The sequence below is a fragment of the Chromatocurvus halotolerans genome (assembly GCF_004340525.1).
Classification (GTDB): Bacteria; Pseudomonadota; Gammaproteobacteria; order Pseudomonadales; family Halieaceae; genus Chromatocurvus; species Chromatocurvus halotolerans.
The window spans coordinates 314,959-333,822 of sequence record NZ_SLWX01000003.1 but is presented as its reverse complement, the minus strand read 5'-3'; the positions used below and the strand labels follow the sequence as shown (position 1 = coordinate 333,822).

The window sequence follows — 18,864 nt, the reverse complement described above, 5'->3', positions numbered from 1 at the left end:
GCCTCCCAGCGGGGTCAGGTCCGGGCCGGACCTGACCCCGCTGGGCCCAGCTCACGCCGGAACGGCGGCAGTGAATCGAGAATCTCCCGCCCGTAGCGACGGGTAAGAATCCGCCGGTCGCACAGGGTCACGCGGCCACTGTCATTTTCCGTGCGCAGCAGCCGCCCGCTGGCCTGCACCAGACGCAGCGCCGCGTCGGGCACGCTGATCTCCATGAAGGCATTGCCTCCCCGACTGTCTATCCATTCAGCCAGTGCCGCCTCCAGCGGGCTGTCGGGAACGGCAAAGGGAATCTTTGCGATCACCACGTGCCTGCAGTAACCCCCGGGGAGATCCACCCCCTCGGCAAAGCTGGCAAGGCCAAAGATCACGCTGCCACGCCCCGCATCCACCGCCTCCCGGTGGCGGCGCAGTATTTCCTGTTTGCTGTAGTCGTCCTGCACCAGCAGCCGTTCGCCAAGGCCCCCTGCGATGCCTGCCACCACCGCCTGCATCTGACGACGGGAGCCGAAGAGGACCAGCGCTGCAGCGTTGTCCGCGAGAAGCGCAGGCAGCAGTGTAACCAGCTCTGCCGTGTGCGCCTCGGCATCGCCCGCATCCGACTGCATGGCCGGTACTGCAAACGTCGCATTGGCGTAATCGAAGGGGCTGGCGACGACCTTGAACACCGCATCCTCTGGCACGCCCGAGCGCTGGATGAAGCGGTCAAAGCGATTCAGTGCGGTAATGGTCGCGGAGGTAACCACAACGCCCGCGGCGCGCGACCAGAGATGCTCGGTGAGGATGTCGTTGGCAAGAATGGGACTGCAGCAGAGTTCGTAGCCTTCCTGCCCACCGACCGGCACGCGATTCATCCAGCGCGCCCGCGGCGGCTCTTCCTCCTTGCCGGAAACCGCATAGTCCTGCCACAGCGCGAGCGCGGATTCACAGCGCCCGCGTATGCCGGCTACTGCCAGATGCCAGTCTTCCAGTTCCGCTCGATCGAAGCCGCTGTCGCCCTCCTCCACGGCATCCTCCAGCCGCGCCTCGATGCGCGCCAGCGTCTCTGCCAGCCTGCCAAATCCGCCCGCAAGACCTGAAGCGAGTGTCTGCAGTGGCGCCGGCACATGCCCGTTGGGGAAGCGCCAGCGATCGCTGTCGCGCCCGCCACTGGTGGCTTCCCCGGGGGCCAGCTCCGATAGCTGTTCCTCGAGCACCTGCAGCGACCGCGACAACTCCGCCATGTCTTCCGGCATCGCGGCAACAGCGCGCTCGAGGCCTGTCATTTGCGCCAGCGAGGTGCTCGCCTGAGCCAGGCTCTTGCCGCTGTCCTGCAGCCATTGCCGGGTGCTGTGCAGGCGACAGAAGGAGGAAAAATGATTGAGCGCCTTGTCCGGCAGGTGGTGCCCCTCATCGAAGATATAGATCACGTCCTCGGGGGCCGGCAGTATAACGCCGCCACCGAGCGCCAGATCCGACAGCACCAGGTCGTGGTTGCTGACAATGATGTCGGCACTCTCCAGCGCATCCCTGGCGCGAAAGAAACTGCACTGGCCGACATTTGGACAGCGTCTGCCCGTGCATTGGCTGTGGTCCGTGGTGACACTCAGCCATAGCTCGTCTGACGCCTGGCCCGACCAGTTATCGCGGTCACCGTCCCAATCACCTCGAGCGAGCGCTTCTACCATTTCCTCGTAAACCGGCAGTGCATTCTGTATGGCCGCCGCAGGCATTTCATCCGGATATAGGGGTATGCTCGCCTGTGACGTCTCCCGCTGCTCGAGATGGCGATCCAGCTTGCTCAGGCAGACATAGCGACGACGACCCTTGGCCAGCGCCACGCTGAACTCCAGGCCGCTGCTCACGCGGATATCCGGCAGGTCCTTGTTGATGAACTGCTCCTGAAGGGCGACCGTGGCCGTGGCCACTACCAGCCGCTTGCGCCGTGCCCTGGCCAGAGGAATGGCCGCCAGCGAATAGGCAATGGTCTTGCCGGTACCCGTGCCCGCCTCGACCACGCAGATTGCCGGCCCTTCGGAAGTTGACTCACCGGCCTCGGGGATCCGGCCGAGCGTTCGCGCGATTTCGGCAATCATCTGCCGCTGGCCCCAGCGCGGCACAAGACCGCGGGCCGCGATCACCGCGTTGTAGGCCTCGCGGATTGTGTCCTTGACCTCGTCAGCCAGCAAGGTCGGGGCTGCCGAGATCGCGCAACAGAATCTTGCTGCGCACTGCATTGGCGTAGAGGGCAAGCGCATCGGCCTGCTGCGCATCGGGAATCGCTTCGATACGAGCGGCAAATGCCGCCTCCGATACCGAGCCCGACTCCTGATGCAACCCGCGAGCATCGTCCGGGCTGCCTCCCAGCATGTGGTAGGCCTGTAAATTGGAGGGGTGGAGACAGTAGTTGCCGATGACCTGGCGATCGATTTCCCGTGCGACCTCGGCGGGAGTGGTAAAGCCAGCGCCGAGCGGTGTACCGAAACTCACGTGAACCCGCCCCTTGTGTCCGGATATTCCCATGCCGATGGAGGCGACATCCTCCTGTGCACCCTTGGCGTAATCACCGCGCTCACGCCGCTGCCACACCTCGTTGGCCTTGAGGGCATCGCAGGGATCCAGTTCGTAGGAAATGGACACCGGGACAATGTTCAGTGCAGCCACGTAGTCGGAAAAACTCTCGGTGGCCTTGTCTCGCCCCAGCGTGAGCATCTTGATGATTGCCGGCTCCGTGCGGTCGAGACCATCCTTGGCACGTCCCTCGCGCTGGGCAATCCAGATGGGGGCGCGCTCGTCCTTGAGAGAATAGCGAATGTAGTCCGAGAGATGGCGGGAGCGTGTCAACAGCTCCCGCGGTCCACTGGCTGAACGGCGGACGATGAAACTCTTGTTCAGGCGCATGAGATCCGAGACCCAGGGTTTCGTCAGCAGATTGTCGCCAATGGCAATGCGCACGGTCTCCCGCCCCTCGCAATGCAGCGCATAATTGGTAAACGCCGGGTCCATGGCGATATCGCGATGATTGCTGATAAAAAGATAAGGCACCTCCGGATCCAGCTGCCCGAGTCCGGAGACGGTAAAGCCGGCCGTGGTCGACTCGATCATCCTATCCATGTAGTGACGCATTACCGACTGCAGATCCGTCACCGAGTGTATATCGCGCACCTGCCGCATGAGGTACCAGCGCACAGCGGGGTGCAGCACAAATGGCAGGGCCCGCGCCAGGAGGCCGAAGCGGAACGTGGCGACTGCCTGCAGCATCTCCCGGTCAGACAACAGGCGAGCCAGCACGTCAGCCACTTCGTCATCGCCGTAAGGCCGTATATCTGCGTAGGGGTCGCTCACCCGCATCTCCTTGAAAAAAGCGCCTCACCTTACCCAAATTCACCGATTGCGTCATCCGCCAATACTGTCCTGCCGGCAAAAACGCTGGCCTGGAGGCGGGAATCTGGTAGAGTTGCGTCGGCTTTTTGTCCAGAACTGACATCGTGGAGGATGCATGGATTCCGGGAATGCTGTATTGCTGACATTCGGCCTGGCGACCCTGTTCGTCAGCTGGATTCTGTTACTGATCGTCGCCTGGACAGAAGACTATGCCTGGGGCCTGTTTGCCCTGCTGCTGCCACCGCTCGCCTACCTCTACGGACTGTTCCGCCTCGACAAAGCAGGCCAGAGCCTGTTGGTCGCTGCCGCCGGCCTGGTCATGATCTGGGCCGCTCTCTGACGCGGTCAGCTCTCAAGGTACAGCCCAGCCAGCGCTCTGCGCTCGGCATCTCCCACGCCCAGACACTGTTCGAGATACGCGTCCATGCTGCCGTAGTCCTCTGCGATCGCGGCATAGGCGGCGCCAAGATAGGCCTCATCCACCCCCAGCATCGGCAGTAACGCGTCATCGTCGAGATGGTCGACGGGGTATTTTGCCCGCACCCTGGGGATCTCCCGCCATGGATCAAAATAATGCCGGGTAAGCAGATAGTCATGCAGGACGCGTTCCCGGGACACGCCGAGAGCGGACAGAATCAGCGCCGCGGCAAAGCCCGTGCGATCCTTGCCCGCCGCACAGTGCAGAATCAGGCCCCTCGGTCGCTGCTCGAGAATTGCCGCGAACATCTGCCCGAAGCGATCGCTCTGGGCGCGCACGAACTCCCGGTTGATATCGACCATGAAGGCAAACATCGCATCCCGGCCGTCCAGTGATGTGGCATCTCCATAGAGTGCACTGGCCTGGCTGCCGGGAGTAATCGGCAGACTGAGCAGCCGCGGTTGCCGATCGGACGACGGCAGCCGGCTGGGATCCCTGCGCTGCTCATCCTCACGGCGAAAATCACATACCAGGTCGATATCCAGGCGTGCCACATAGTCGATATCGGTCGGTGAGAGCGCCGACAGATTACCGGAGCGGTAAAGATGCCCCCAGCCCACGGCACCGCCGGACTGCGTGGGATAACCGCCGAAATCCCGGAAGTTGTCGGCACCCTCCAGGCCCATGCCACGTGCAGCAACGTCGACAACCGTGCCGCGATCATCACTCACCCGGAAACGGTGACGCGTCAGCGGACACAGCCCGGCAATGCTGGCGCATGCGCGATGGACACCACCGGCGTGACGTGTCAGGTCTGCCCGGTCGGCGGTGGTCAGCACCTCCACGTCGACCCGCACGTCGGCATCTGCCAGATCCCAGGCCAGGTGGTGCATGCCGTCGGCGCTCCGCCAGGCATGCACGGTATCGGTCAGCAATGACATTGGAAAATCTCCCCCGAATCTTCGATGGTGCGAACCCGGATGGACCGCGGCTCGCGCCACGCTGATGCACGGCCACCCTATGCGTGCCACCCTGTGCGGGCCACCCTATGCGGGCCACCCTATGCGGGCCACCCTATGCGGGCCACCCTATGCGGGCCACACTGGTTGACAATGATACCTGCTATGTGAATAATCCGCGCTCCCATTTTTTGATAGTTATCGAGGCTTAACCGTGGCAAATTCTCCCCAGGCCAGAAAGCGTGCCCGTCAGAACGACAAGCGCCGCCTGCACAACGCCAGTCTCCGTTCGCTGGTGCGCACTCAGATCAAGCGCGTCATTGCCGCCATCAAGGAAGGCAACGCCGAGCAGGCGCGTGCCGCCTATGACAAGGCGGTTCCGGTCATCGACCGCATGGCCGACAAGGGCATCATCCACAAGAACAAGGCCGCACGACACAAAAGCCGGCTGAACGCGCAGGTCAAGAAACTCGCCGCCTGATCGGCCGGGGCCAGCTTCCACCGCGCAGCCGTGCGCAGATGGAACAGCGCCGGAAGGGCGCCAGGAATCGCCCCGCAACAGCCCTTACAGCGCTTGAGAAAGGCCGGTTATTCCTGGGATGACTGGCCTTTTTCTTTTCAGATGCCGACAGCCCTCACCACATCTCCCGCGCAACTCCGCTCATGACCGAGAGCAGCTCCCCCAAGGCCACGCCGGAACCTGCTGCAACGCTCATTCTGCTGCGCGCCGCAGGGCAGGACACGGAAGTTCTCATGCAGGTTCGCCACAGCGACATGGCGTTTGCCGGCGGGGCGCTGGTGTTTCCCGGCGGTAAACTGGAACCCCAGGACAGCGAGTCCGCACTCACTGCGGCAATTGATGACCCGGATATTGACGATCCGCTCCGGGCGGCAAAGATTGCGGCAATTCGCGAAACCTTCGAAGAATGCGGGTTGATGCTGGCGCGCCTGCCCGGCTGCCGTGAACGGGTCAGTGGCGAATGGCTTCGCAGACTGGATGAAGACCGGCGGCGGCTGAACCGCGGTGAACAGAACTTTCAGGAATTGCTTTACCGGGAATCTCTGCGACCGGCGTTAGGCGACCTGGTGCACTTCGCGCACTGGATAACGCCAGACGTCATGCCACGACGTTTTGACACGCAGTTTTTCCTCGCCGAGGCACCCAGTTCGCAGGAAGACACGCACGATGGCAGGGAATCGGTAGCGTCTGTATGGATCCGTCCCGAGGATGCGATCACGGGGAGTACACAGGGGCGCTACAGAATGCTCTTCCCGACCCGCGCCATACTGCACCGTCTGTGCGGTAACCGCGCCCCGGCGGAGCACCTGCAGATGGCAGCCGAAGCGCCTGTCATCACGGTGGCCCCGCGCCTGGTCAAGCGCGGCAACGAGACCTTCGTACAGATTCCCGAGACTATCGGCTACAGCTTCTTCGAGGAAAAAATCCGCCGGGAGTGAGACGGCGCCCTTTCAGCCCTGGGCAACCGCCTTCTTTTCCTGGTCCGCCGCATGCGCATCGGCAAACGCCGCGAGCATGCTCTGCTCGTGGGACTGCGCTTCGGCGGTATCCAGCGGGCGCTCCAGAGCCGTCCAGTCGATATCGCCATCGGTTGCCAGATTCTCGAATTCGAGAATGCCCAGCTCCTCGAACTTCGGCCGTATGCGATCCGTGAGCAGACCGATGCGGTTCAGATTGGGAATCACGCGCTGGAACAGCAGGTTGCGGAAGGTCGACATGACAAACCCCTCGAGAACCTGCTTGCGCGCTTCCTCAACGTCCCAGCCGAAGTGCTGGAACACGTCGGTTGCCACCAGCCGCTCGCGGCTGACCACACAGGCCTCATAGGCAAACTGAGCGCGCTCCTCTCGCTCCTCATCCGTCAGCGTCTTGACGAACTCCTCCAGGTAATTCACGCCGAAAGTCACGTGGCGCGCCTCGTCCCGGGTGACCAGATACACGACGTCCTTGAGGACGGGGTCCGGCGTGGTCTCCCGCGTGGTGTTGAATGCCGACAGCGCCAGGCCCTCGATCACGATCTGCATGCCGATGAACTTCATGTCCCAGCGTGGATCGGTGAGAATCTTGTCAATAATGCTCTTAAGATGCGTGTTGATGGGGTACATCACGCCGATGCGCTTCTGCAGGTACTTGTTGAACACCTCGACGTGACGCGCCTCATCGAAGGTCTGGGACGCCGCATACAGCTTCGCATTCAGCGTTGGCGCACAGGAGCACAGCTGGGATGCCACCAGTAGCGCGCCCTGTTCGCCGTGCAGGAACTGGGACAGGCTCCAGGCATTCATGTGCAGCCAGAATTCATCGCGGGTCTTCTGATCCATGGCGAGATAAGGCGGATACTCGTGCAGGTTCATCAGCTCCGGGGACTGGTGCTCCTCCGGCCAGGGGCGATCCCAGTCGATGTCCATTTCCGGGTCCCAGTTCAGCTGCTTGCCGAGGTCGTACAGCTTCTTGATGCGATTGTCCTGTACGGTGTAATCCCAGTTGTAGGAGCCGGTCAGAGGCGTCTGGAAGATCTCGGCAATATAATCCACCTGATCACTGGTCAGCAGATCCTCAAGATCGGGATTCTCCTTCGGGTAATCCGCCCCGGCAAAGTGCTGGATCTTGCGCGGCGCCTGGTCTTCCCACTGGATTTTCATGGCCTTGTCTCCTGTTATGGCATTGTTCGACGATTGACTATGCGCCTCGCCCGTCAGGGCAACAAGGTGAAGTCTTGTCAATATGCAGTCATTTATGGCCAAATGGGACATGTCCCGCGCCAGCACGCCTGCACAGTACGCCCTGATTCTGGTCGATCTCGTTCGACGCCAGGGACATCCGCTATCCGCCATTCTGTCAGGAACCAGCCTGGCGGCCAGCGGCATGCAGAGCGTCGGCGCTCGCGTCAGCCAGAGTGATTTCATGCAGCTGGTTGTCAACGCGCAGGCACTCACCCGGGATCCCGCGCTGGGTCTGCACCTCGGCGAGCGCCTCAACCTGAGCGCCCACGCCGTTCTCGGCCAGGCATTCATGACCTGCCAGGACCTGCACGAGGCGCTGGACCTGTTCATGAAGTACTACCACCTGCTGTCGCCGGAGCTCGAGCTGTCGCTGGAACTCACGGATGAGGACTATCGATTGACCACCGTCGCCGCACCGGATCCGGCAATGGAAGTGTTTGGCGCGGAACTCATGGCTGCCGCCATGCTGAACACGCTGCGCGGCCTGCTCAGCCGCAGCGACTTCATACTGCGGGTCGATTTCCCCTATCCCGAGCCGGCCCACGGCGAGACCTACCGCGCGTTGTTCGGCAGCAACAGCGTTCACTTCAACTGCAGCCACCAGCGCATCTGCTTTGATCGACGGCTCGGCGATACGCCACTGCCGTCGTCCAATCCTGCGCTGCGCGAGCTCTATGAAGAAGAGTGTGCGCGCCTGCTCACCGACCTGGAAGGCACTGACTCCGTGGTCGCGCAGATTCTCAGTCTGTTGCGTAAGCTGGAGGGGCAGTATCCGCAGATGCCGCAGGTCGCACGCATGCTCAATACCAGCCCCCGGACCCTGCGCCGACGGCTGGACGCAGAGGGCGCATCGTTTCAGCCACTCCTGGACAGCGTGCGCGCCGAGCATGCGACCCGCTACCTGAAAAACACACGTCTGCCGCTGGCGTCGATCGCCTACATGATCGGCTTCAGCGACCCCTCGAATTTCCGCCGCGCCTATCGCAAATGGACCGGGGTCACGCCGGCAGAGGTGCGTCAACGTGGCTGAAGCCCTGCAGGTTTTCGCCGGCAGGGAGGCTGCTCGCCGGCTGGCCCGGGATGGCTGGTCGGCGGAGCAGTTCAGCCTGCTGCTGGGGGCGTCCGGCGGCCCGAAGTGGTTTGTGCTGGCAGCGCTGGACCGCTTTCTGTTCGGCGATTTTCTGCAGCGCTCGTCACAGCCCCTGGCGACTCTCGGCTCGTCCATCGGCGCCTGGCGCCATGCCTGTCTGGTCCAGCCTGACCCGGCGGCAGCGCTGGACCGCTTCGCCCATGCCTATATCCATCAGAACTACAGCCGGCGGCCCGATAGTGACGAGATCACCGCAGCCAGCCGCGGTATCCTGCGATGCATTCTCGGCGAGCACGGCGCGATGCACGTCGCCGGCCACCCGCGAATCCGGGAGCATGTCGTCACGGCGCGAGGCCGCGGCGCCTGCGCCACGCGCCACCCGCTGCTGCTACCCCTGGGCCTGGCCAGCGCCGCCGCCGGCAACACGCTCAACCGCAGCCTGCTGCAGCGGGCGTTCCAGCGGGTGCTGTTCTCGAGTGAGGCCGCTGCCCTGCCCGGGCTCGCTCTGGATGATTTCGATACCCACCGCGCGCCGCTGACGGCGCAGAATGCCGAAGACGTGCTGCTGGCGACGGCTTCCATTCCTCTGTTGCTTAACGGCGTGCGCGACATCCCCCAGGCGCCGCCCGGCCAGTACTGGGACGGCGGCGTCATCGACTATCACTTTGACCTGAAACATTACGCGGATGCGGGTCTCATCCTGTTTCCGCATTTCTCGTCCGCGATTGTGCCCGGCTGGTTCGACAAGGGCCTGCGCAAGCGCCACACCCGTCCCGGAGCGATCGATAATCTGGTGCTGCTGAATCCACACCCCACTTTTGTCGCCAGCCTGCCCGCAGGAAAAATACCCGACCGCAGCGACTTCAAGCGCTTTACCCCGGAGCAGCGCATTGCCAACTGGGAGATCTGCCTGCAGCGCGGCGAGGCTCTGGCGGAAGAGCTGGCGGCGCTGGTCGACGGCAGCGATCCCCTGCGCGGTGTGGTGGTCGCGCCTGTCCCGTGATCAACGGATGTTGTCGTCGAGATAGCGCTGTATTTCGGCCCGCAGTTTGCCCTGAAATGGGGACGCCAGAAGACTCAGCTTGACGTTGACTGCTATCTGCCGGTCATCGATCTCCAGACGCGCATCGAGACCCGAGCCCTTCACCGCAACCACGTCATCTCCCTGCCAGGTGGACCGCAGGCCATGCTGTGCCTCCAGGCGATCCGCCAGTGCGCGCGCCGTGTCGCGCAAGTCCTCCCGCGACATGTTGTGTGTCTTGCTCAGGCGAAATTCGGACATGCTTGTCTCTCCCCGGGGCTATCCGGGCCCCGTCAGAAAACGTTGATCAGACGCGATTGCGGCGCATGGCGATCCAGTTGCCCGACAATACCAGACACAGGCCGACCAGCGCCCACAGCGTCCACTGGAATCCCTCCAGCACGGTCGATATCAACAGCGCAACGATCGGAAAAAGCAGCGTTGTGTAGGATGCCCGATCGGGGCCGATGCGGCCGATCAGTGTGACATAGGCCCAGAACGCGAGCACTGACCCGAAAACGGAAAGGTATAGCAAAGAGCCGATATATTCCGCCGTCCAGGCAATACCGATAGTCTCGCCCCGCAACCCGGCGAGGAGGTACAGGGCAAGGCTGCCGTAAAACATGCCCCAGACATTGCAGGTCAGCACGGGCAGCTTCTGGCGGTGATTGCGTACGGCGATGATATTGCCCGCGGAGGCACAGAGAGTGCCCAGCGCACACAGCACCAGCGCGCGCACCGCCGCCGGGGAAAAGTCCAGCGCCCGCAGCTCCGGCAGAAACACGCAGGCCATGCCCACCAGGCCAAGCACGGCGCCCACGACCACCGCACCGCTGACGGGAACCCCCATGAACAGCGCACCGTTGATGATATTCAGGATGACCATGGTCGAGAACACCACGGCAATCAGACCGCTGGTGAGCTCGCCTGCCGCTGCGTAGATAAACAGGTAATTCACCGAAAACATGCTCAGGCCCTGGGCGAGAACAAACAGATGATCCCTGGGGCTAAGACGGGTCAGCCGACGTGCCGGCAGCATCACCGCGAGCATCAGCAGTGCCGACAGACCGCTGCGATGCGCGATGGAAACCATCGGCGAGATATCGCCGAGCTGGTACTTGATGGCGATCCACGTCGACCCCCAGACAAGCACCGTGTAGATATACAGAAAGGTTGTGTTCATGGCGCCCCCGCCGCTCGAGGGAGGCAATGTAGCACAGGGAAGACGCCTGCGACGCGGGAGAAATGCAGTACACTATGGCCATGGACAACGAGATCGACAGCCAGAACCCGACACATACAGCGCCGGATACATCACGCCGCTTCCTGTTTGATGAGGCGGACATCCGCGGCGAGACCGCTTATCTCGATGCGGCACTGCGCGGCATCCTGGACAATCACCAGTACGCCCCCGGTGTGGCGCGACTCATCGGTGAGTTTGTGGCCGCTGCCGTGCTGATCAGCAGTACACTGAAGTTCGACGGCCGCCTGACGCTTCAGGCACGCAGCCGCGGACAGATCCCGCTGCTGATGGCCGAGTGCACCAGCGCACTGGAGGTGCGCGCCATCGCCCGGGGCGCCGAGGAGGCCACCGCAAGCGCGTTCCACGAACTGGTCGGCGAAGGCCAGCTGGCCATCACGATCGAGCCCAGTGAGGGACAGCGCTACCAGGGCATCGTGCCGCTGTCGGGGGCATCCCTCGCCGAGTGCCTGGATGCTTACTTCGAACAGTCAGAGCAATTACATACCCGGCTTTGGCTGTCCTGCGACGGCAGCAGGGCCGCCGGTCTCCTCCTGCAGCAGCTCCCCAGCAAGGTCGCGCCCGACCCTGTTATCCGCGAGCAGCAGTGGCAGCACGCCTGCGCACTGGCGGCCACCATAACGGCAGAGGAACTGCTGTCACTCTCCAGCGCTGATCTGCTGTACCGTCTCTATCATCAGGATCAGGTTCGCCTGTTTGATCCGCGATCCCTGCAGTTTCACTGCAGCTGCTCACGCGATCGCAGTCGCCGCGCGCTGGAAAGCCTCGGCGAGGCGGAAATCACGTCAATTCTCGAGGAGCAGGGCAGCGTGACCATGGATTGCGAGTTCTGTAACCAGCGCTACGTTTTCGCACCGGATGAGCTGCTGCCGGACGGCGGCAAAACCCTGCACTGACGCTCCGTGCGGGAACTGTGATACCGCGCGCAGCGGGCTTCCACAGCGGTTAGCGGGGCGCCGCGGAATCTGACATAATCCGGCCTCCAAGAGCCTCCAGCCCACGCTGCGGCCGCCCTCATCAGGCGACGACCGCAGGTAATACAGGATCTACTGATGACCGGAGACAACGAGATCACCCAGGAATTCATTGACCTGGAGCCCGCTCAATTTATCGAACATGCCATCCGCCGCGGCGAAGGTACGCTGGCGGACACCGGAGCACTGCTGGTAACGACCGGCAAGCGCACCGGGCGCTCTCCCGCCGACCGCTATATTGTCCGGGAAGCCAGCAGCGAGGACGCCATCGACTGGGGCGCCATCAATCGTCCCTTCGATGCCGACCAGTTCGACGCGCTGTGGGACAGAGTGGAAAGCTATATCGGCAAATGTGATCGATTTATCTCCCACCTGCACGTCGGGGCCCACAGTGATCACTACCTTCCGGTGAAAGTCACCACGGAATGGGCCTGGCACGGACTCTTCGGCTACAACATGTTTATCCGTCCGACCCAGTACAACGCCGGACACAAGCCGGAATGGTCGGTTCTGAATGCTCCCGGTTTTGTCTGTCACCCGGAGCGCGACGGCACGCACTCGGACGCCACGGTGATCATCAATTTTGGCCAGCGCAAGATTCTTATCGCCGGCATGCAGTACGGCGGGGAAATGAAGAAATCCATGTTCTCGGTGCAGAACTTTCTGCTTCCCGAGAAAGACGTGATGGCAATGCATTGCTCGGCCAACGTCGGCGATACAGGCGATACCACCCTGTTCTTTGGTCTCTCCGGCACAGGCAAGACCACGCTCTCGGCAGACCCCGACCGCCACCTGATTGGCGATGATGAGCATGGCTGGACCCGCGGCGCCGTGTTCAACCTCGAGGGCGGCTGCTATGCCAAGACAATCGATTTAAGCCGTGAAAACGAACCGGTCATCTGGGATGCCATCAACTTTGGTGCCATTATCGAAAACGTGGTCGTTGACGGGAAGGGCCACGCCGATTACAGCGACACCAGCCTCACCGAGAACGGTCGCTGCTGTTACCCGCTCGAACATATCCGCAAACGCGTCCCCGAAAATGCTGCGGGTGAACCCAGGTGCGTGATCTTCCTCACCTGTGATGTGTCCGGCGTGCTCCCACCCATTGCGGTTCTCTCCAAGGAAGCCGCCGCATTCCATTTTCTCAGCGGCTATACCGCGCGCGTCGGTTCCACGGAGGTGGGCGCCGCCGCAGGCATACACCCGACCTTTTCCACCTGTTTCGGAGCGCCGTTCATGCCGCGCCCGGCAAGCGATTATGCCGAGCTGCTGATGAAGCGCATAGATGACTTCGGCAGCCAGGTCTACCTGATCAACACCGGCTGGACCGGTGGCTCCGGCGCGCCCGGCGGCACCGGTTCACGCTTCCCGATTCCCGTGACCCGTGCGGTTGTGGCAGCGGCACAGAGCGGTGCCTTGCTGGGTGCCGAGACCCGACACCTGGACATTCTCAACCTGGATTTCCCCACGCACATTCCGGGGGTTGACGATGCCTATGTGGATCCGCGCGCGAGCTGGGGCGATCCAGAGGCCTATGACGAACAGGCGCGAAAACTCGCCGCCCTGTTTCAGGACAACATCGGCCGGTTCGACGTGTCCGAGGCTATCGTCAAGGCCGGTCCAAAAGCCGACTGAGACGGGCAGCCTCGCCCACTAGTATGTTTACTCTAATTTTTATGACTATTCTCTCCCCGTCTGCAGCAGGTTCGCTGCGCAAAAGGCAAAAGGAGAGACACCATGGCCGAAGAAACCAACGCAACAATTGAGAGCCCTGAAAGCCCCGCGAAAGCGGCGCCTAAGCGCAAGACTGCCGCACGCAAGACTGCGGCTCGCAAAACCGCGGCAACCGGCGCAACCACACGCAAGACCGCGGCGCGCAAGACCACGGCTCGCAAAACTGCCGCGAGCAAGAGCGCAGCCAGCAAGGCCACCACCAGACGCAAGACGGCACCGCGCAAGACCGCGGCACGCAAGGCGTCCCCCGACATTGCAGCGCGGGCCCGCGAAGCCTCACGTGGCGCATTCCTCGCCAGCCTCGGTTTCTATGGCAAGGCATTCGACCAGGTGCAGGACCAGTTCAGCACGGTCCAAAGCCAGCTCGAAAGCCGCCGCAAGAAAGCCGACAAGCTGTATGCCGACCTGGTGAAGCGCGGTGAGAAAGTCGAGAAAAAAGCTCTCAGCGCGATTGACGACATCGACCTGTCGCGCCTCGAATTCACCAGCATCACCGATCGCAAGCAGCTCGAAGCGCGCCTTGGCAAGGTTCGCAAGCGCTTCTCCGAACTGCGCGAATCCGTGAGCTTCAATTCGGCGGCGTGATACCGGAAACCCGGTTTTATTGTCCGCTTGTTGGACACCAGGGGCCCTAGCGGCCCCTTTTTTTTGTCACGTATTCTGCTGTATTGTCATAAACGCCCATGGTGGGTTCTGCACTCTGACAGAGAGGCGCCAGCATGACCGACGAAAAGAACAAGATGACGGACAAGGCAAGCGAGATCGCCAAGAACATCTGGCTCGCAGGCGTCGGTGCCTATGGTCGCGCGGTGGACGAGGCCCATGGTCGGCTGGAGAAGGCCGGCGTCGAGTCACCCAAGCTGTTTCGCGACCTGGTCAAAGCCGGTGAAGCTCTCGAGGAAGAGGCGCAGGAGGCACTGCAGGCGGGCCAGCAGGCGCGGCACTCTGTGGAGGAGCGCATCAACCGCGTGCGCGACAATTTCAATCTGCAGCGGCCCGTCAAGGGCGAGGATCTTCTGGCGCTGCACGAGAAAATCGACCGCCTGAACAACAAGGTCGATGCGCTCAGCGCCGCGCTGGCGGCGAGCGGCGTTGTCAAGACACCGCGCAAGAAAGCCGCCCCACGAAAAAAGAAGGCCGCGGCGGCAACCGGCAGAAGCACCAGCGCGAAAACCACCGGCGGTCCGAAGCGGCGTAGCTGAGACCCCGCCTGCGTGAAAACCCGAGATCGTATCCTCGTCACCAGCCTGGAGCTGTTCAACACGGAAGGTGAGGCGACGACCACGACACTGGACATTGCCAATGTCATGGACATCAGCCCGGGCAACCTCTACTACCATTTCAAGGGCAAGGAGCAGATCATTACCGAGCTGTTCGAGCAGTATGAGACGGCGCTCGGCGGCACGCTGACGGCCCCGCTGGAGCAACCCCTGAGTGAATCCCGGGGGCAGGTCGAAGACAACTGGTACTACCTTTACGTTGTGCTGGAGGAAATGTTCCAGTACCGGTTTCTCTACTACAACCTCGACAATATCCTGCAACGCTACGAGGGCGTCCGCAAAGGCTTCCAGCGACTGCTGCAGCTGAAGCGCGCAGCGCTGTACGCCATCTGTCAGACGCTGCTGGAGCAGTCCGTCATCAGCGCCCGCGAGCAGCAGCTTGTCGGCCTGGTCGACAACATGACACTGACACTGACCTTCTGGTTCAACTACGAGAAACTGCTGCACGACCGGGACCAGCAGCAGGTCACCATTCACCAGGGCGTGCTGCAGCTACTGACCATGATCGCTCCCTATCTTGGCGATGAACAGCTGGCGTTCTATCGGGACTGCGAATCGATCTACAAGCGCATGCTGGATGACGAAACGGGTCGCGAACACTGCTGAAGGCACGTGCAGCCTCATTGCCCGCCGCGGACCTTTGCCGGCCAATCAGGAGCGCTTGAACAGCAGCGCAGTATCCGCAGCGGGCAACTCCAGCCCGGCGCCGTAATGACTCGCCCACCAGTCAAAGGTTTCAGCGCTGAAAAAACAGACATGGGTGGGGTCATTCCTGTAGTGCCAGCCCAGAAACGCCTCACGGTCCGACACGCGCTTGGTCATGATGCCGAGAACACCGCCGGGACGCAGCAGCTCCCAGAGGCGCGCCAGCTCGTCGCCCGGACTGTGCAGGTGCTCGACAACCTCGGTCGCCGTGATGAAGTCATAATGTCCCTGCAGAACGCGCCGATCCGGGTAGTAAAAGATGTCATACAGGGAAACGCGACAGCCCCGCTCTTCCAGCATCGCAGCCAGGGCTGGCCCTGGACCACAACCAAAATCCAGGCCCCTCGCCCCCACGTCCAGATAGGGCATCAGGGGATCTGCAAGGCGTGACAGGAAACGCCGGTAGCCAGGGTCGTCAGTCGAGTTATCGTGCAGGTCATACTCGGCCTTCTCGCGCTCCGGGGAAAGAAAAAATGCCGGGGGCACCCAGACCAGCAGGCAGTTCTGGCAGCGTCGGTAGGCGCGCCGACGATCGCGCGCGAAGAGGGGTATATTCCCGGGCTGGGACTGGCCGCACAGCGGGCAGTATGTCGGATTCATGTTCTGTTACTATCTCACGTCGTAAAACGGTGGGCCAACCCGCCGACAATTCAGTCCGATAACCTGATACCCGCAAGGAGCCTCACATGACCCTCAAAACCGGCGACACGATTCCCGCTAGCACCCTCAAGACCATGGGTGATAATGGTCCAAAGGATATCACCACCGATGAGCTTTTCTCGGGCAAGAAGGTCGTCCTGTTTGCCGTGCCAGGTGCGTTCACGCCCGGCTGCAGCATGACCCACCTGCCCGGCTATGTCGTGAACGCGGACAAGATCAAGGCCAAGGGTGTCGATACCATCGCCTGCATGGCCGTGAACGATGCCTTTGTCATGGACGCGTGGGGCAAGGCTCAGAATGCCGGCGAGATTCTCATGCTGGGCGACGGCAACGGCGACTTCACGCGCGCCCTTGACCTTGAGCTGGACGGTACCGGCTTTGGCCTGGGCATGCGTTCACAGCGCTTTGCGATGATCGTCGATGACGGTGTGGTCAAACACCTGGCCGTCGAAGAGGGTCCAGGCGTTGAGGTCAGCGCGGCGGAGGCGATTCTCGCCCAACTGTAGACGAGACGCGAAGATCGGCGCGCCCCGTCAGGAGCGCGCCGGCAGCGATGGAAAACAGGCAGTAGGCAAGGAAATAATAGAACCCGGGCCCAAGCTCTGCATGCATCCGCAGCAGTTCCCCCGCATGGCCGGATGCCCTGCCGGCCATGAATGCCACCAGCAGTGCGACTACGAATACGTCGGCCATTGACCATTTGGACAATGCGGCGTTGGCCCGGAGCAGCAGCTCCGAGGCCGATGACGGCGCGGCGACGGCAGCTGCGAGAATCAGCATTTTGAGCACGGGCACCACCATGCTGAACGTGACGATCAATATCGCCACCAGCATATTGCCCTGCCTGGCAAGCTCCCCGGCAAACCCGGCGATGGACTGTGTTTGGCGGTAGACCTCGATACTGCCCTCCAGTCGGTCAAGCCCGAGAAACTGGCTGATCATATCCAGCATCTGCCGAGACTGGGAGTCGACCTGCCCACCCGCCAGTGCATCCATACCGAATTCGGCAAGATCCGCGCGCTGGATGTCGCCGCTCAGGGTCAACACCGGCTGCGATACACCGGGGTACAGCAGGGCGATGGCCGCGACGATACAGAAAAGACAGGCGATACGACGATGATTGGACATGCAACTTCCGTTCCCGCTTCAGATCGTGGTGACAGTGAGAGTCACGTAAGGGTGACATAACAGCACAGGCTGATGACGGCGACGCCCAGCAGATTCAACTGCAGGCCTTCACGGGCCATACGCGCGGTGCTTACCAGACCACTGCCATAAACCACAGAATTCGGCGCCGTGGCAACGGGCAGCATGAAGGCACAGCTTGCGCTCATGGCGGCCGGCACCATGATGATCTGCGGCGCGATCCCTGCGGCAATCGCCGCCGCCGCCAGCACCGGCATCAGCAGCGAGGTACTCGCCGTATTCGATGTCGCCTCAGTCATGAAGGTGACGCACAGACAGACCAGGCCAATCAGCAGCAACAGCGGCAGTTCCGTGAACCCTGCCAGCCACAGCCCCATGAGATCGCTGAGACCCGAGCTGACAAAGCCCCGCGCCAGGCAGATACCGCCGGCAAACAGCAGCAGAACGCCCCAGGGAATCGTGCTGGCCCGCTCCCAGTCGAGCAGACGCTTGCCGCGCCCATCGGGTACCAGGCACATTAGCACAACCGCCAGCAGAGCAACCGAGGCATCATTGGCCTGCGGCAGACCCAGCCAGTGGCTCCAGCCACCGAAGGGCTCGGAGCGCGTCACCCAGGCCAGAGCGGTGAGACCGAACACGAGCATGACGCGTCGCTCGGCGGCACTCCACCTGCCAACCGTTGGCAGCGTCAGACGCAGGGATGACGACATGCCGCGCGTCAGCAGAAACGCCATTGCCGGGACCATGACCAGAACGACCGGCACCGCCCAGGACATCCAGGTAAGAAAGCTGATCGCCTCCCCTGTGGTGTCGGCGTAGACCTGCATGAATATCAGGTTCGGCGGCGTGCCGATGGGCGTTCCCACGCCACCGACGCTGGCACTGTAAGCCATGCCAAGCAATAACGGCGGCGCCAGCTTTTCCCGATCCGCGCTGCCGTCAAGCACCGCCAGGGCAACGGGCAGCAGCATCAGCGTGGTCGCGGTATTCGAAATCCACATGCTGAGTACAGCGGCGGCCGCCATAAATCCCATCACCAGGCGACGCGGACTGTTTGCCCCGAACAGGCGGATCATGGCGAGCGCAATACGTCGGTGTGCCCCGGAACTCTCCATGGCACGCGAGAGCAGAAAACCGCCCAGGAGCAGGAGGATCAGCGGCGAACCGTAGGCCTCGCCGACTTCGGCCGGCGTCAACACCCCCAGCAAGGGCAGCACGGCCAGCGGGATCAAGGACGTGACCGGAATGGGAACCGGCTCGAAGATCCACCAGACGACACAGACGATGGCGACGAACAGGACGATCGTAATGCCCGGCGGCTGTCCTGACGCCTGGCCCAGAAACGCAGCCAGAGAGGCCAGAACAGGCCCGGCCCACAACGCGACAGACTTCAGCACAGGCACACAGCGTCAAGGATCGTCACAAGACGCCCGCGACCTGACGGCACTGTGACACGCACGGTTGCTGTGGCAAACGAACTTTGCAGCATGAATTATTCTCTCCCGGAT

General features: G+C 62.3%; 20 protein-coding genes. 11 read left to right on the top strand and 9 right to left on the bottom strand.

Annotation, left to right across the window (positions count from 1 at the left end; genetic code table 11):
* Positions 1–14: 14 nt before the first annotated feature.
* A complete protein-coding gene (dinG, locus tag EV688_RS05380; protein ID WP_131917558.1) occupies positions 15–2,168 on the bottom strand; it encodes an ATP-dependent DNA helicase DinG in 2,154 nt (717 codons plus the stop codon).
* A complete protein-coding gene (locus EV688_RS05375) occupies positions 2,158–3,324 on the bottom strand; it encodes a 1-acyl-sn-glycerol-3-phosphate acyltransferase (RefSeq protein WP_205686600.1) in 1,167 nt (388 codons plus the stop codon). The genes dinG and EV688_RS05375 overlap by 11 nt, the downstream gene beginning before the upstream one ends.
* A gap of 154 nt (positions 3,325–3,478) precedes the next feature.
* Here EV688_RS05375 and EV688_RS05370 point away from each other — a divergent pair, with 154 nt between their 5' ends.
* Positions 3,479–3,703, top strand: coding sequence for a hypothetical protein (locus EV688_RS05370; protein ID WP_117317060.1), 225 nt, complete (start codon positions 3,479–3,481; stop codon positions 3,701–3,703).
* Positions 3,704–3,708: 5 nt separating this feature from the next.
* On the opposite strand, the gene EV688_RS05365 is transcribed toward EV688_RS05370, so the two are convergent.
* Complete coding sequence (locus EV688_RS05365; RefSeq protein WP_205686601.1) at positions 3,709–4,722, bottom strand: tyrosine-protein phosphatase; 1,014 nt, start codon at positions 4,720–4,722, stop codon at positions 3,709–3,711.
* Positions 4,723–4,954: 232 nt separating this feature from the next.
* Here EV688_RS05365 and rpsT point away from each other — a divergent pair, with 232 nt between their 5' ends.
* Positions 4,955–5,221 carry a 30S ribosomal protein S20 gene (gene rpsT, locus EV688_RS05360; protein ID WP_117317061.1) on the top strand — a complete coding sequence of 89 codons (267 nt, stop codon included), beginning with the start codon at positions 4,955–4,957 and terminating at the stop codon, positions 5,219–5,221.
* A 182-nt stretch (positions 5,222–5,403) separates the two neighbouring features.
* On the top strand, positions 5,404–6,198 hold the full coding sequence (locus EV688_RS05355; protein ID WP_117317063.1) for an NUDIX hydrolase: 795 nt from the start codon (positions 5,404–5,406) through the stop codon (positions 6,196–6,198).
* Positions 6,199–6,210: 12 nt separating this feature from the next.
* Here EV688_RS05355 and EV688_RS05350 read toward each other — a convergent pair whose 3' ends face one another.
* Positions 6,211–7,401: a ferritin-like domain-containing protein gene (locus EV688_RS05350; RefSeq protein WP_117317065.1), complete on the bottom strand. Its 1,191-nt coding sequence runs from the start codon at positions 7,399–7,401 to the stop codon at positions 6,211–6,213.
* A gap of 94 nt (positions 7,402–7,495) precedes the next feature.
* Here EV688_RS05350 and EV688_RS05345 point away from each other — a divergent pair, with 94 nt between their 5' ends.
* Both EV688_RS05345 and EV688_RS05340 read left to right on the top strand, forming a co-directional pair.
* A complete protein-coding gene (locus EV688_RS05345; protein WP_240624327.1) occupies positions 7,496–8,512 on the top strand; it encodes an AraC family transcriptional regulator in 1,017 nt (338 codons plus the stop codon).
* Entirely contained in the window at positions 8,505–9,575 is a 1,071-nt protein-coding gene (locus tag EV688_RS05340) for a patatin-like phospholipase family protein (protein WP_117317067.1), read from the top strand. Before EV688_RS05345 ends, EV688_RS05340 begins: the two co-directional genes overlap by 8 nt.
* Here EV688_RS05340 and EV688_RS05335 read toward each other — a convergent pair whose 3' ends face one another.
* Both EV688_RS05335 and EV688_RS05330 read right to left on the bottom strand, forming a co-directional pair.
* Positions 9,576–9,854 (bottom strand): polyhydroxyalkanoic acid system family protein, encoded by a 279-nt coding sequence (locus tag EV688_RS05335; RefSeq protein WP_117317069.1) that lies wholly within the window; start codon positions 9,852–9,854, stop codon positions 9,576–9,578.
* Between the two features lie 46 nt (positions 9,855–9,900).
* Positions 9,901–10,776 carry a DMT family transporter gene (locus EV688_RS05330; protein WP_117317071.1) on the bottom strand — a complete coding sequence of 292 codons (876 nt, stop codon included), beginning with the start codon at positions 10,774–10,776 and terminating at the stop codon, positions 9,901–9,903.
* A 62-nt stretch (positions 10,777–10,838) separates the two neighbouring features.
* Between EV688_RS05330 and hslO the strand changes: the two genes are divergently transcribed.
* From hslO to EV688_RS05305, 5 genes are all read left to right on the top strand, one after another.
* Entirely contained in the window at positions 10,839–11,750 is a 912-nt protein-coding gene (gene hslO, locus EV688_RS05325; RefSeq protein WP_240624328.1) for an Hsp33 family molecular chaperone HslO, read from the top strand.
* Positions 11,751–11,906: 156 nt separating this feature from the next.
* Entirely contained in the window at positions 11,907–13,466 is a 1,560-nt protein-coding gene (locus EV688_RS05320; protein WP_117317073.1) for a phosphoenolpyruvate carboxykinase, read from the top strand.
* Between the two features lie 102 nt (positions 13,467–13,568).
* Complete coding sequence (locus tag EV688_RS05315) at positions 13,569–14,150, top strand: hypothetical protein (protein WP_117317074.1); 582 nt, start codon at positions 13,569–13,571, stop codon at positions 14,148–14,150.
* Between the two features lie 134 nt (positions 14,151–14,284).
* On the top strand, positions 14,285–14,767 hold the full coding sequence (locus EV688_RS05310) for a phasin family protein (protein WP_117317076.1): 483 nt from the start codon (positions 14,285–14,287) through the stop codon (positions 14,765–14,767).
* Positions 14,768–14,779: 12 nt separating this feature from the next.
* Positions 14,780–15,451 carry a TetR/AcrR family transcriptional regulator gene (locus tag EV688_RS05305; protein WP_117317078.1) on the top strand — a complete coding sequence of 224 codons (672 nt, stop codon included), beginning with the start codon at positions 14,780–14,782 and terminating at the stop codon, positions 15,449–15,451.
* A gap of 45 nt (positions 15,452–15,496) precedes the next feature.
* On the opposite strand, the gene EV688_RS05300 is transcribed toward EV688_RS05305, so the two are convergent.
* Positions 15,497–16,150: a class I SAM-dependent methyltransferase gene (locus EV688_RS05300; RefSeq protein ID WP_117317081.1), complete on the bottom strand. Its 654-nt coding sequence runs from the start codon at positions 16,148–16,150 to the stop codon at positions 15,497–15,499.
* A gap of 86 nt (positions 16,151–16,236) precedes the next feature.
* Between EV688_RS05300 and EV688_RS05295 the strand changes: the two genes are divergently transcribed.
* Positions 16,237–16,716 (top strand): peroxiredoxin, encoded by a 480-nt coding sequence (locus EV688_RS05295; RefSeq protein WP_117317083.1) that lies wholly within the window; start codon positions 16,237–16,239, stop codon positions 16,714–16,716.
* On the opposite strand, the gene EV688_RS05290 is transcribed toward EV688_RS05295, so the two are convergent.
* A complete protein-coding gene (locus tag EV688_RS05290; protein ID WP_117317084.1) occupies positions 16,682–17,338 on the bottom strand; it encodes a paraquat-inducible protein A in 657 nt (218 codons plus the stop codon). The genes EV688_RS05295 and EV688_RS05290 overlap by 35 nt on opposite strands.
* Before the next feature lie 41 nt (positions 17,339–17,379).
* Positions 17,380–18,759, bottom strand: a complete 1,380-nt coding sequence (locus EV688_RS05285; RefSeq protein WP_420867056.1) for an SLC13 family permease — start codon at positions 18,757–18,759, stop codon at positions 17,380–17,382.
* Between the last annotated feature and the right edge of the window lie 105 nt (positions 18,760–18,864).